This window comes from Micromonospora sp. NPDC049836 (assembly GCF_044465125.1).
Classification (GTDB): Bacteria; Actinomycetota; Actinomycetes; order Mycobacteriales; family Micromonosporaceae; genus Micromonospora.
Genome location: NZ_JBITLH010000023.1, coordinates 25,794 through 38,447, shown reverse-complemented (window position 1 = coordinate 38,447; position 12,654 = coordinate 25,794). Strand labels below are relative to the sequence as shown.

Sequence of the window (12,654 nt, the reverse complement as noted above, 5' to 3'; positions counted from 1 at the left end):
ATGCCCGCAGACATCACGCGATCAAGAAGCCGAACACGGCCACTGTCAAGCATCAGATGGGACGCCGATGTAAAGCATCAGCCGGGACACGACAAAACTCTGGCTTCGCAGACTGCCGAATTGGCCTCTTAAGGATCAAGGCGGCCCGCAAGCGGGCCGCGCCGGCCGCGCTCGGCCTGCTGGCGGCGCAAGCGCCGGCATCGGCCGGCGCGCCGGCCAATTAAGGGCATGCCTCCGGCGGGGGCCAGACGACTCCGAGATGGAGTTGCCGAACGGTTGCGGTTCGTGGGTGGTGGGATGCCATCCCGCCAGCCACCGACCCAGGCAGAGCCGAGCGGGCCAGGGCCAGGGTGCCAAGGTCGTTCGTCCGGTAGGGCGCTCCACCTTGTCACCCTGGCCCTGGCCCGCTCCACGGTGTGTGGGTCGGCGGCAGACGGGATGGCGCAGGTGCTAGCGGCGGGGTCGCTTCACGATCGCCCCAGGAGCAACCACAGTCGTGGCTCCCGATCCCTCCCGGAGATGGCCGTTCACAACTCCGTGGATTTCGACGTAACCCCCGTCATTGACCACATCACCGTTGACGGTGCCGTGGATGACAGCTCGGCCACCGGCGGCTACGGCGACGCCCTCACATGCCATGCCGTGTAGACGCAGATCCCCGCCTTCTAAGACGGTCACCGCCTTGACCGCCATGCCGTGGAGCTTTAGTTCATCCACCACTTGAAGTGGTACTTCGATCTTGCCTCGTTCTATGCGCATCCGGCGGCATCCTCCAATCGGTGTCGCAACTTCTGAACCAGGGGACAGGGCTCAGGCGATCATTCCTGCGATCACCACCAGGAACCCGCCGAGGAGGGCCAGCCCGAGGGACTCCTGCACTCGTCGGTGCTTGACGCAAGCGATCCTGCTCATCACGACCAGCTGTCGAGACAACATGGGCAGCGGGTCGAGCTCGCGAAGGGCGCGCTCAAGAGGCTCCGGCGACCAGTGCTGAAGATGGCCGAAGTAGATGAAGTTCGACGGCCACTCGGTTGGGATGTTCTTGTTCCGAGTACGTGGCATGACTACCAAAACCGACAGCACCACAGATGCAGCCAGGAAGGCGACGCCGAACCAGAAGGTGGCGAGCGGCAGGACGCCTTGAAGGTTGCCAAAGCGCGAGCCGGAATTGGACAGCCCGACTGCACCCGCAAGCACCGCAGACTCGATCGTTAGGGCGAAGGATGCCTTAGTGTCGACCTTGCCTGTCCAGTCCACTAGTGCGGCATGGATCTTCCAGGCAGTCTCCGTAGGGTCAGTGGAGGTCACGGCTTCCACCAGTAGCTCGACCGGTAGACCTTGACGGGAGCCCCGCCCGCATCTTGAGTGCGAGGGCCGTCCCACATCAGCTTCTGGTCCGGCTTCCCGGGCTTGCTGTACTTCACCTCGTTCCGGAGTCGGGCATAAACGTCAGAGGTGATGTACGTGGCATATGGCCAGGCTCGAACGTCGCTGAGCTTTGCTGCCACGTTAGGAGGGCGACCGATCGACACCAGGTCGTTGTCCTCGTTACGGACGCCGCCGCGAACGATCAAGGCAGTGCCAGACGCGACTCCGACACAGTGCCGAAGCTCGAAACCCTTGGTCTTGAGCGAGGTGAGCCGGTCTTCCAGTGCTGGACGGACGATCTTTGTGACCACGTAGTTGATGTTTAGTGCGCACCTTGCGGCGTCGCTGTTCTTCGCTTCACCCATGAAGATCGCCATGACCCGGTCGCCGTCGAAGCTGCGGATCTGGCCGCCTCGGAACTTGATCACGCGGCAAGTGGCGTCCAAGTAGGCGCGGATGACCTTGGCGGCAGTCTTCGGGGCAAAATCTCTCGCAAGGCCGGACGAGTTGGCCATGTCCGCATAGAGGTAGACGGCATCTACCTCCACTGCCCCGTTCTTGAGGGTGATCGTGTCTGTGGTCGGCACGACCGTGCCTGTCCGCACGTTCCAGTCTGCGTTGACGACCGCCCCAACAGCGGCGGTGATGTCCTCTGCCACACCCATGTTGCCCTCAGCTCATGAACTTGTGTGCGATCCGCGTGCGATTAAGGACGGCGAACGGCGGATCAGGAGGGGTGCTACCGGTAAAGCTCCAAGATCAACGAGGCCCAACGACAGCGGAGCGCCGACCGGCGTTTCCGCTGGTCGGCGCTCCTGTAGCCCGGCGAAAGGCTATGTGGCCAGGGGCGGGGTCGAACCGCCGACCTTCCGATTTTCAGTCGGACGCTCGTACCAACTGAGCTACCTGGCCGGGTTGCTCGGCTCATGCTACCGCACGGGCCGATACGCAGAACGCCGCGCAGGAGAGGCGCGGCGTCAGCGCTTGCGGTCCTGACGGGACTTGAACCCGCGACCTCCGCCTTGACAGGGCGGCGAGCACTCCAACTGCTCCACAGGACCTGGCTGGTGTTGCATCCGGCTGAGCCGGACCGTGCCCCCAACGGGATTCGAACCCGTGCTACCGCCTTGAAAGGGCGGCGTCCTGGGCCGCTAGACGATGAGGGCGGCCCCGCCATCATTGCACACTCGCAACTTCAAGCGGACTTGCTCCCATCCGGCCCCGCCGGAGGCATGAGAAGCATATGCCATGCCCGGTCGGTCGGCCAAACCGGTATGGACCCCGGCTCGCCTGCGCGCATAACCGCACGTCGGGCCCCATGTCAGTGGAGCTTGGAGATCCGGAACCGGCGGTTGAGGTCGGGGATCAGCTGCCTGCACGCGGCGATCGTCTGGCTCCGGTCCCCGCCCCCGTCGTGCATGAGCACGACCGAACCGGGGCGGGCCGCCGCCGACACCCGCTTGATGATCGTCTTGGCGGTGGGGTGGTTCCAGTCCTGCGGGTCGACGCTCCAGTGCAGCGGCCGCATGCCCAGCTCGCGGGCCACGGTCAGCTCCTCGGCGGTCCATCGGCCACCGGGCTGCCGGAACCAGCCGATCTTGGCGTGCGGTACGGCCTTCCGGATGGCCTGGTTGGTGCGGAGCAGGTCGGCGCGGATCTCGGCGACCGGGCGCCGGCCGAGGTTGAGGTCGTGCCGCCAGCTGTGGTTGCAGAGCTGGTGGCTCTCCCGGACGATCCGCGCCACGAGCTGCGGGTAGCGCTGCGCCTGCCGGCCGATCACGCAGAAGGTCGCGGTGATGTGGGCGGCCCGCAGTTGGTCGAGCACCTGCGGCGTCCAGCGCGGGTCCGGCCCGTCGTCGAAGGTCAGCGCGACCGCCCGGTCGCCGCTGCCCCGGTGCAGCCCGGCGGGGAGCGTCTTCGGCAGCGGGCGGAGGGTCGGCTTGGGGCGGGTGGTGCGGCTGGGCTTCGGGGTGGGGGTCGGGCTGGGTGCCGGGGTGGCCGACGCCGCCGGCGGCGCGCCGGCCTGGGGCGGCGTCCTGCCGGGCTCGCCGCAGCCGGTCAGCAACAGGACCAGGCCGAGGGCGAGCGCCAGCGCGGCGCGTGGGCGCATCGTCGCTCCCGAGAGGGGGTCGGGGTACGCGGACTTTCCGACCGTAGCGGACGAAGCACCGAAAGGGCAGACCCGGGTCAGCCGGCCGCGGACTGGTCGAGCGAGTCCCGTACCGCGGTCGCGAGCGAGATCGCCTCGGTGAGGTCGACCGGACGGACCACCCCGCCGGGCAACGTGTCGTCCCGCCAGCCCGGCCCGGCGGCGAGCACCAGCAGCGGCCGGCGTGGGGCGGCGAGCAGCGCGGTGAGCTGGTGGGGGTCGGCGGTGGTCCGGGTGTGCGACCAGAGCACCACGGCGGCCGGCCCGGTCCGGCTGACCGCCTCCAGCAGGGCCGGTACGGGCACCCGCGCGCCGAGCATGCGGTAGCCCACCCCGACCTCGGCGAGCGCGGCGGCGAGCGCCTCCAGCGGCAGGGTGTGCTGCTCCTCGTCGGCGCAGGAGAGCAGGATCCGGGCCGGTCCGGCGACCGGGTGGGCCCGGGCGGCCGCGGCGAGCGACTCGGAGACGCACCGGGACATCAGGTGTTCCACCTCGATCAGGCCGGCGGTGGCGGCGTGCCGCTCGCCGATCCCGGCGAGCACCGGCCGGACCAGCCCGTCCCAGGTGTCCACCACGCCGCTGGTGGCGAGGGCCCGCCCCAGCGTGCCGGTGATGGCGGCCGAGTCCAGGCGCATGGCGGCCCGGGCCAGGCCGCGGGCGACCGGCCCGGCCCGGCCGACCGGGATGGTCGTGCCACCACCGTCCCGGACGCCGGGGCGGACCGCGGCGAGGTCGGCGGGCGCCCCGGGGGGCGCCTGCCGGGCCCAGCGGGCCGCCTCGGCCGGGGCCACCCCCTCGGCGGTGAGCCGCCGCATGACCTCCAGGCGTGCCAGGTCGACCGGCGTGTAGCGCCGGTGGTGGCCCGGTACGTGCTCGCTGGGGCCCAGGCCGTACCGCTGGTGCCAGGTGCGCAGCGTGGTGACCGCGACACCGAGCCGGCGCGCCACCGACCCCGCGCTCAGCGCCTCATCGGCCACCCGACCGCTCCGGTGCCTCGTCGGCCGGTGCGCCTGACCCGGCGGGGTGGGACGGGCCGGGGGCGGGCGACCCGGGGACCGGCGTCCGGCTCAGCAGCCGGTTCACCACCCCGCCGAGCCACGGCGCGTACGCCCGGGGGTCGGCGTCGAGCTTGCCGGCCAGTTCGTTCGGGTCGACCCAGCGCAGCTCGGAGACCTCGTCGGGGTCGGGCCGGCTGGGCAGGTCGGCGGGCACGTCGGCGCGGAGCACGTGGTCGTACTCGAACTCGACCCGGCCGGTCGCCGGGTCCTCGGCGTAGTAGACGTAGACGCCGATCTCGGTGAGGTCGACCGGGTCGATGCCGAGCTCCTCGGCCAGCCGCCGGTTGGCGGCGTCCGCCACCGACTGGCCGGGCAGCGGGTGACCGCAGCAGGAGTTGGCCCAGCGCAGCGGGAACCGGGTCTTGGCGGCGGCCCGCCGCTGGAGCAGGACGCGCCCCGCCGGGTCGACCAGCAGCACCGAGAACGCGCGGTGCAGCCGGCCCGGCGGTTGGTGGGCGGTGGCCACGGTCGCCTCGCCGAGCACCCGGCCGCCGTCGTCGACCAGCTCGACCAGGTGCCCTTCCCGCGCGGTCACCGTGCCAACCTCTCGTTCGCGACTGCGGGGCTCCGCTCCGCTGCACTCCTCGCGCTCACCGGTCACCGCCGGTGACCCGGGAGGCGGCGAGCTTGCCGCTGATCAGGACCATCGGCACGCCCACGCCCGGCTGGGTGCCGGAGCCGACGAAGACCACGTTGTCCAGCGTCCGGTGCAGGTTGGCCGGGCGGAACGGCCCGGTCTGGAAGAGGCTGTGCGCGGCGGCGAACGGGGTACCGGCGGCCATGCCCTGCTCGGCCCACTCGGCCGGGGTGACCGCGCGCAGCACCTCGACGCCCGCCCCGAAGCCCAGGTAGCCGCGCTCCTCCAGGGTGCCGATGAGCTGGTCGCTGTAGCGGCGGGTCAGGTCACCGCGCCAGTCGAAGGGCGCCCGGTCGAGGTTCGGCACCGGGGCGAGCACGTAGTAGGTGTGCCGCCCCGCCGGGGCGACCGACGGGTCCGACCGGCTCGGGTTCGTGACCAGCAGCGATGGATCGGTCATCAGCTCGCCTCGCCGGATCACCTCGTCGAACGTGCCCTTCCAGGCGCGGCCGAAGTGGATGTTGTGGTGGGCGATCTTGCCATAGCCCTGGGTCGAGCCGACGTGCAGCACCACGCAGGAGGGCGAGTAGGTGAGTTTCCGCTGCCGGGCGGGGGGCAGCAGGTCCCGGTAGGCGACCGGCAGGTCGGGGTTGAGCACCACGACGTCCGCCGGGATCAGCTCGCCGTCGGCGGTCACCACGCCGGTGGCCCGGCCGTGCGCGGTCTCCACCCGGGTCACCGTGGTGCCGTACCGGATCTGCACGCCGTGCTTCTCCGCGGCGCCGGCCATCGCGCGGGAGACCGCGTGGATGCCGCCGCGCGGGAAGCACACCCCGGCCACCGAGTCGAGGTACGCGATGACCGCGTAGATGGCCAGCGCGTCGTGCGGCGCGAGGCCGGCGTACATCGCCTGGAAGGAGAAGATCCGCTGGGTACGCGGGTCGCGGAAGAACTGGTTGATCTTCGTCTGGAGCCGGCGGAACGCCCCGTTGGCCAGCAGCCGCAGCAGGTTGCCGGTGAGCAGGTCGGTGGGGGCGTCCAGGTTGCGCTCGATGAAGTCGGCCCGCTCCCAGCGCCAGAGGTCGCGGGCGTAGTCGACGAAACGCAGGTAGCCGTCGGCCTCGCGCGGTCCGCAGACCCGGGAGATCTCGGCGGCCATCCGGGTGGTGTCGGTGATGACGTCGAGCGTCGACCCGTCCGGGTAGTACGCCCGGTAGGCCGGGTCGAGCGGAGTGAGGTCGAGCCAGTCGGCCAGCTCCTCGCCGACCGCGCCGAGCGCCTCGGCGATCAGGTCCGGCATGGTGAGCACGGTCGGGCCGGTGTCGAACTCGTACCCGTCGACGCTGAGCCGGCCGGCGCGGCCGCCCGGCACCGGCTCCCGCTCCAGGACGGTCACCTGCCGGCCGCTGCCGGCCAGGTGCAGCGCACAGGCCAGCCCGCCCAGGCCGGCACCGACGATCACCACCCGGTCCGTCCGCCCCTTCACGGCACGCACGTGACCACCTCCATCCCAAAGTTGACCATCATGCCCACCGTGCGGTGGCGGCGGTGGCGAGGGCGGTCAACGCGCTCCGCGCGGTCCCGTCGATCGCCGGGGTGTCCAGCGCGGCCAGCGCGTCGGCCACCCGATCGGAGATCATCCGCTCGACCCGGGCCACCGCGCCCGTCTCGCGGACCAGGTCGGCCAGCAGGCTCACCTCACCGGCCCCGGTGACCGAGCCGGCCCGCTCGAGGGCCCGGCGCTGGGCCGGGCCGGCGAGCTGCCGGGCCAGCATGAGCAGCACCGTCGGTTTCCCGGTACGCAGGTCGTCGCCGGCCGGCTTGCCGGTGGTGACCGGGTCGCCGTACACCCCGAGCAGGTCGTCGCGGAGCTGGAACGCCTCGCCGACGGCCAGCCCGTAGCGGGTGTACGCGGCGATCAGCGGCGACTCGGCGTCGGCCCCGGCCAGGTGCGCGCCGAAGAGCAGTGGCCGCTGGACGGTGTAGCTCGCGGTCTTGTAGCGGGCCACCCGCAGCGCCCGGTCGACCGTCCAGCCCGCCGCGTCGTGCTCGCCGAGCACGTCGAGGAACTGCCCGGCCACGGTCTCCACCCGCATCTGGTCGTAGCAGCGCCGGACGTCGAGCAGCCGCGCCGGGGGCACGGTGGCGTGTGCCATCAGCCGGTCGGCCCAGACCACGCAGAGGTCGCCGATGAGCACGGCGACCGCCTCGCCGTACCGGTCGGGGTCGCCGGTGTGTCCGGCGGCCCGGTGGCGGGCGGCGGCGGCCCGGTGCGCGGTGGGCAGCCCGCGCCGGGTGTCGGAGGCGTCCATCACGTCGTCGTGGACCAGCGCGAAGGTGTGCAGGAGTTCCAGCGCGGCGAGCGCCGGCAGCACCGAGGGCAGCCGCTCGTAGTCGCCGGTCACCGCCCGCCAGCCCCAGTAGGCGAAGGTGGGCCGGATCCGCTTGCCGCCGGCCAGCACGCAGTCGCGGGCCGACGCGGCGAAGCCTCCCATCGCCGCGTCGATCTCGGTGAGCGAGTCGACTTCGTTGGCGAGGAAGGCCGCCAGGACCTCGTCGATCCCGGTGACCAGATCCTGGGTGAACGCGGACAGCACGCCGCGGACCGGATCTCCTGTCGCTCCCGGTTGTGCCGGTGCGACGCGGAGGGTGTCTCCCGCAACTGCGTCGTTGGCCATGGGGTGGAGCGTACCCTAGGGTTACGAGTTGCGTCGATTGCTGCGTCGAATTTGAGGAGGGCCCGGTGGAGACAGATCTCGCCGCCGCCTACGAACGCTGCCGTGAGCTGCACCGACGGCACGGCCGCACCTACTATCTCGCCACCCGGTTGCTGCCCGCTTGGAAACGCCGGCATGTGCACGCGTTGTACGGCTTCACCCGCTACGCGGACGAGATCGTGGACCGGACCGAGGACCTGCCGCCCGCCGAGCGCGCCGCGAAGCTGGGCGACTGGTCCGCCCGCTTCCTCGCCGGCCTGCACGGGGAGCCGGTCGACGACCCGCTCCTGCCCGCGGTGCTGCACACCATCGCCGTCTTCGACCTGGACCGCGCCGACTTCGCGTCGTTCCTGCGCAGCATGGCGATGGACCTCACCGTCATGGCGTACCCGACCTACCACGACCTGCTCGACTACATGGAGGGCTCGGCCGCCGTCATCGGCACCATGATGCTGCCGATCCTGGGCAGCTCCGACCCGGCGGCCGCCCGGGAGCCGGCCCGCCAGCTCGGCTTCGCGTTCCAGCTCACCAACTTCATCCGGGACGTCGCCGAGGACCTGGACCGGGGCCGCACCTACCTGCCCGACGAGGACCTGGCCCGGTTCGACCTCACCCGGGAGGACCTGCTCGCCGCCCGGACCGCCGGCCGCACCACCCCGGCGATCCGCGAACTGATCCGGTACGAGACGGCCCGCGCCCAGGCCCACTACCTGGCCGCCGCGCCGGGCATCCCGCTGCTCGCGCCCGCCTCGCAGGCCTGCATGCGCACCGCGTACGCGCTCTACGGCGGGATCCTCGACGAGGTGGCCGCCCAGGGCTACGACGTCTTCGCGCGCCGCGCCCGGGTGCCGGGCCGGAAGCGGGCGGCGGTGGCCGCGCGGTCGCTGCTCACCCGGGCGGGCACCCCGGTGCTGCTCCCCGGCCCGGCACCTCGACCGGCGGCGGTGCCGGTGCCCTGACCGCCGGCCCAGCGGTCAGGGCACCCGGGGCGCAGCGGCTCAGAGACAGGAGTGCAGGACGTCCACCAGGTCGTCGACCCGGTCGTGGCTGGCCAGCCGGGCCGTCGCGTACGCGAAGACGTAGCCGCGGTCGGGATCGGCCCAGGCGCTGCTGCCCCCGAGCCCGGCCATCCCCCAGCTACCGTCCGGCTCCCGTTGCATGCCCAACGTCCAGCACACCTCCCGGTCCAGCACCAGGTCCGGGCCGTCGTACTGCACCCGGGTCGCCTCGCCGACCAGATCCGGGCTGAACAACCGCACCCCGTCCAGGGTGCCGCCGGCCGCCAGGCCCGCGTAGAGGCGGGCGAGGGCCGCCGGCGTGGCGTGCAGGTTCACCGCCGGCATCTCGGCGCCGCGCCAGAGCGGGCTGTTCAGCACCGCCAGGTCCAGACCCCCGGCCGGATTGCCCATCGCCCGGGCCCGCAGCGACCCCGGCTCGCCGAGGGACCGCACCGGCCAGTCCGGATCGGCGTACGACAGGTCGGCGCAGCGCGCCTGGGCCGCCGCGTCCAGCCCGAAGGCCAGGTCGAGGCGCCACGGGCCGGCGATCTCCTCGGCCAGGAACCGGCCCAGCGGCCGCCCGTCCACCCGGCGGACGACTTCGCCCACCAGGTGCCCGTACGTCCAGGCGTGCTCGCCCGCGACGGTGCCCGGCGTCCACTCCGGTTCGGCGGCGGCCAGGTCGGCGCAGAGCAACCCCCAGTCGGCGACCGCGTCGGCGGGCCGGGGCACCGGAAAGGCCGGCAGCCCGGCGGTGTGGTCGAGCACCTGTCGCAGGGTGGCCGGGGACCGGAACTCCGGCCAGTACGCCGACACCGGCGCGTCCAGGTCGACCCGGCCCCGGTCGACCAGCATGAGCAGGCAGAGCGCGGCCACCGGCTTGCCCACCGAGTAGACGTCGACCAGGGTGTCCGGCCGCCACGGGTCGGCGGCGCCTGTCACCGGGACGGGCACGCCGGGCGCGACAACCGCCCGGGTCCCGCCGAGCAGGTCGACGGCGGGCGCGCCGTCGTACCAGATGCTCAGGGCCGCGCCGGTCTCCCGGCCGGCGCCGAACAGGTCGTGGAAGCAGTCCCGGACCGGGGCAAAGCGTGCGTGCACCCGGCCACGGTAGCCGTCGGGCGGGTGACCGGGGTGGGAATTCCGGCCCGGTGCGATGGCCGGACGCCCGGCGGTGGGTGATGCTGGCGGGATGGCGGAACCGGAACTGGTGGACGTGGTCGTGGTCGGGCTCGGGGTCGGCGGCGAGGAGGTGGCCGGGCGGCTCGCCGAAGCCGGCCTCACCGTCGTCGGTGTCGAACGGGACCTGGTCGGCGGCGAGTGCCCGTACTGGGGTTGCATCCCCAGCAAGATGATGATCCGGGCGGCGAACGCGCTGGCCGAGGCGCACCGGGTCAACGAGCTGGCCGGCACGGCCGAGGTGCGACCCGACTGGGCGCCGGTGGCGAAGCGGATCCGCGAGGAAGCCACCGACACCTGGGACGACCGGGTGGCGGTGGACCGTTTCGTCGGCAAGGGCGGCCGGTTCGTCCGGGGCAGCGGCCGGCTCGACGGCCCGAACCGGGTACGCGTCGGCGACCAGGTCTTCGAAGCCCGGTACGGGATCGTGCTCGGCACCGGCACCCGCCCCTCGGTGCCGCCCATCGACGGGCTAGCGGACACCCCGTACTGGACCAACCACCAGGCCATCGAGGTCGAGGAGCTGCCCGGGTCGCTGCTGGTGCTGGGCGGCGGCGCGATCGGGCTGGAACTGTCCCAGGTCTTCGCCCGGTTCGGCGTCCGGGTGACGGTCATCGAGGCGGCCGACCGGGTGCTGGCGGTGGAGGAGCCGGAGGCGTCGGAGATCGCGGCGGCGGCACTGCGCGCCGACGGGGTGACCATCGAGACCGGGGTTAAGGCCGAGCGGGTCAGCCACGACGGCTCCGGCTTCACCGTGCTCGCGAGCGAGCGCCGGTTCACCGCCGACCGGCTGCTCGTGGTGACCGGGCGCAAGGCGCACCTGGACGAGTTGGGCCTGGACACCGTCGGCGTCGACGCCGGCCAGCGCTACCTGCCGGTGGACCACCGGATGCACGTCACGGACGGGATCTGGGCCGTCGGCGACCTCACCGGCGAGGGTGCCTTCACGCACATCGCCATGTACCAGGCGGCCATCGTGGTGGCGGACGTCCTCGACCACATGCGACGGACCAGGGGTGGCCCGGACGCCAGCGGCACCGCGAGCGTGATGGGCGGCGCGGCCGGGGTGGTCAGCGCCGTCGGCGGGGCGATGAGCGCCGGCAGCTCGGGCGGGGCCCCGGGCAGCGTGCCGGTCGCCGACTACCGGGCACTGCCTCGGGTCACCTTCACCGACCCCGAGGTGGGGGCGGTCGGCCTCACCGAGCGGCAGGCCCGCGAGCGCGGCATCAACGTGCAGGTCGGCTACACGGATCTCACCGCGTCGACCCGGGGCTGGATCCACAAGGCCGGCAACGCCGGCTTCATCAAGCTGATCGCCGACGCCGACCAGGGCGTGCTGATCGGCGCCACCTCGGTCGGCCCGGCCGGGGGTGAGGTGCTCTCCGCGCTGGTGGTGGCGGTGCACGCGGCCGTGCCGGTCAGCCAGCTCCGGCACATGATCTACGCGTACCCGACCTTCCACCGGGCGATCGAGGAAGCCCTGCGGGCGTTGAAGTAGCGTCAGTCGGCGGCGGTGCCGTGCCGGCCCGCGCCCGCGCTGAACCGGGCCGCGCCCCTGACCGCGTCGGTGATCAGCGACTCCGTGCCGAAGGTGAGTTCGGTGGCCATCGCCTCCGGTTCGGGCAGGCCGGCGCCCGCCAGCAGCGCCGCCCGGTCGTTGCGCAGGCAGGTCTGCGGGAACCGGGCGATCTCGGCGGCCAGCCGCTCGGCCGCCGCCCGGCCCTCACCCGGCGCGACCAGCCGGTTCACCAGACCCATCGCGTACGCCTCGTCGGCCGGCACCGCCCGGCCGGTGAGGATCAGGTCCATCGCCCGGCTCTCCCCGATCAGCCGGGGCAGCCGCACCGTCCCACCGTCGATCAGCGGTACGCCCCACCGCCGGCAGAGCACCCCGAGGGTGGCGTCGGACTCGGCGACCCGCAGGTCACACCAGAGCGCCAGTTCGAGACCGCCGGCCACGGCGTACCCGGAGATCGCGGCGATGACCGGCTTGGACAGCCGCATCCGGGTCGGGCCCATCGGGCCGTCGCCCTCCGGCTCGACCCGGTTGCCGCGCGGCGTACCGATGGCCTTGAGGTCGGCGCCCGCGCAGAACGTGCCGCCGGCGCCCCAGAGCACGGCGACCGCCGCCTCGGGGTCGGCCTCGAAGGCGCGGAAGGCGTCCGCCAGGGCCCGGGCGGTCGGGCCGTCCACGGCGTTGCGGGCCTCCGGCCGGTCCAGGATCACCGTGGTCACCGGCCCGGCGTGCTCGACGCGTACCCCCATCGGATCAGCATGCCCTCGACGGCGCCCGGCGCGCCAGACGCCCGCCAGGTCGTGGGTGGATCGCTCAGCCGCGGGTGGGTGGCTGGGTGAGGAAGGCGCGCCAGGCGGTGGGGGTGAAGGTGAGGGCCGGGCCGGTCGGGTCTTTGGAGTCGCGGACCGCGACCAGGCCGGGGAGGTTGTCGGCGACCTCGACACAAGCTCCGCCGTTGCCGCTGCTGCGGCTGCTCTTGCGCCACCGGGCGCCCGTCAGCTTCATGCGCTCGTGCCTCTCGTGCCTCTCGTGCCTCTCGTGCCGTGCTGGGTCGGCGGGATTAGGCGGTTGGTCGTCGTCGGTGATCCGGCG

At 72.7% G+C, this 12,654-nt stretch carries 13 protein-coding genes and 3 tRNA genes; 3 read left to right on the top strand and 13 right to left on the bottom strand.

Annotated features, from left to right (window positions below):
* Positions 1 to 224, top strand: a 224-nt coding sequence (locus tag ACIBPB_RS32520; protein ID WP_396843096.1) for a hypothetical protein, incomplete at its 5' end; no start/stop codon positions are given.
* A gap of 586 nt (positions 225 to 810) precedes the next feature.
* On the opposite strand, the gene ACIBPB_RS32515 is transcribed toward ACIBPB_RS32520, so the two are convergent.
* The 10 genes from ACIBPB_RS32515 to ACIBPB_RS32470 form a co-directional block, all read right to left on the bottom strand.
* Positions 811 to 1,308 (bottom strand): Pycsar system effector family protein, encoded by a 498-nt coding sequence (locus tag ACIBPB_RS32515; protein WP_396843095.1) that lies wholly within the window; start codon positions 1,306 to 1,308, stop codon positions 811 to 813.
* On the bottom strand, positions 1,305 to 2,027 hold the full coding sequence (locus ACIBPB_RS32510; protein WP_396843094.1) for a hypothetical protein: 723 nt from the start codon (positions 2,025 to 2,027) through the stop codon (positions 1,305 to 1,307). The genes ACIBPB_RS32515 and ACIBPB_RS32510 overlap by 4 nt, the downstream gene beginning before the upstream one ends.
* Positions 2,028 to 2,206: 179 nt before the next feature.
* Positions 2,207 to 2,280 (bottom strand) — tRNA-Phe (locus ACIBPB_RS32505).
* 75 nt (positions 2,281 to 2,355) lie between these two features.
* Positions 2,356 to 2,429 (bottom strand) — tRNA-Asp (locus tag ACIBPB_RS32500).
* 32 nt (positions 2,430 to 2,461) lie between these two features.
* Positions 2,462 to 2,534: transfer RNA gene (locus ACIBPB_RS32495), tRNA-Glu, on the bottom strand.
* A gap of 155 nt (positions 2,535 to 2,689) precedes the next feature.
* A complete protein-coding gene (locus ACIBPB_RS32490; protein ID WP_396843093.1) occupies positions 2,690 to 3,478 on the bottom strand; it encodes a polysaccharide deacetylase family protein in 789 nt (262 codons plus the stop codon).
* Between the two features lie 77 nt (positions 3,479 to 3,555).
* A complete protein-coding gene (locus ACIBPB_RS32485) occupies positions 3,556 to 4,494 on the bottom strand; it encodes a MerR family transcriptional regulator (RefSeq protein WP_396843092.1) in 939 nt (312 codons plus the stop codon).
* Entirely contained in the window at positions 4,484 to 5,110 is a 627-nt protein-coding gene (idi, locus tag ACIBPB_RS32480) for an isopentenyl-diphosphate Delta-isomerase (protein WP_396843091.1), read from the bottom strand. The genes ACIBPB_RS32485 and idi overlap by 11 nt, the downstream gene beginning before the upstream one ends.
* A gap of 55 nt (positions 5,111 to 5,165) precedes the next feature.
* The gene (gene crtI, locus ACIBPB_RS32475) at positions 5,166 to 6,647 is read right to left on the bottom strand and encodes a phytoene desaturase family protein (RefSeq protein WP_396843090.1); all 1,482 of its coding nucleotides are present in this window, start codon (positions 6,645 to 6,647) and stop codon (positions 5,166 to 5,168) included.
* A 28-nt stretch (positions 6,648 to 6,675) separates the two neighbouring features.
* Positions 6,676 to 7,830: a polyprenyl synthetase family protein gene (locus tag ACIBPB_RS32470; RefSeq protein ID WP_396843089.1), complete on the bottom strand. Its 1,155-nt coding sequence runs from the start codon at positions 7,828 to 7,830 to the stop codon at positions 6,676 to 6,678.
* Between the two features lie 65 nt (positions 7,831 to 7,895).
* Between ACIBPB_RS32470 and ACIBPB_RS32465 the strand changes: the two genes are divergently transcribed.
* Positions 7,896 to 8,828, top strand: a complete 933-nt coding sequence (locus ACIBPB_RS32465) for a phytoene/squalene synthase family protein (protein WP_396843088.1) — start codon at positions 7,896 to 7,898, stop codon at positions 8,826 to 8,828.
* A gap of 39 nt (positions 8,829 to 8,867) precedes the next feature.
* Here the strand turns inward: ACIBPB_RS32465 and ACIBPB_RS32460 are convergent, their stop codons facing one another.
* Complete coding sequence (locus tag ACIBPB_RS32460; protein ID WP_396843087.1) at positions 8,868 to 9,968, bottom strand: serine hydrolase domain-containing protein; 1,101 nt, start codon at positions 9,966 to 9,968, stop codon at positions 8,868 to 8,870.
* Positions 9,969 to 10,059: 91 nt separating this feature from the next.
* Here ACIBPB_RS32460 and ACIBPB_RS32455 point away from each other — a divergent pair, with 91 nt between their 5' ends.
* Positions 10,060 to 11,544, top strand: coding sequence for a dihydrolipoyl dehydrogenase family protein (locus ACIBPB_RS32455; protein ID WP_396843086.1), 1,485 nt, complete (start codon positions 10,060 to 10,062; stop codon positions 11,542 to 11,544).
* 2 nt (positions 11,545 to 11,546) lie between these two features.
* Here the strand turns inward: ACIBPB_RS32455 and ACIBPB_RS32450 are convergent, their stop codons facing one another.
* A complete protein-coding gene (locus ACIBPB_RS32450) occupies positions 11,547 to 12,311 on the bottom strand; it encodes a crotonase/enoyl-CoA hydratase family protein (protein ID WP_396843085.1) in 765 nt (254 codons plus the stop codon).
* A gap of 64 nt (positions 12,312 to 12,375) precedes the next feature.
* Positions 12,376 to 12,567, bottom strand: a complete 192-nt coding sequence (locus ACIBPB_RS32445) for a DUF397 domain-containing protein (RefSeq protein ID WP_396843084.1) — start codon at positions 12,565 to 12,567, stop codon at positions 12,376 to 12,378.
* Positions 12,568 to 12,654: the final 87 nt, after the last annotated feature.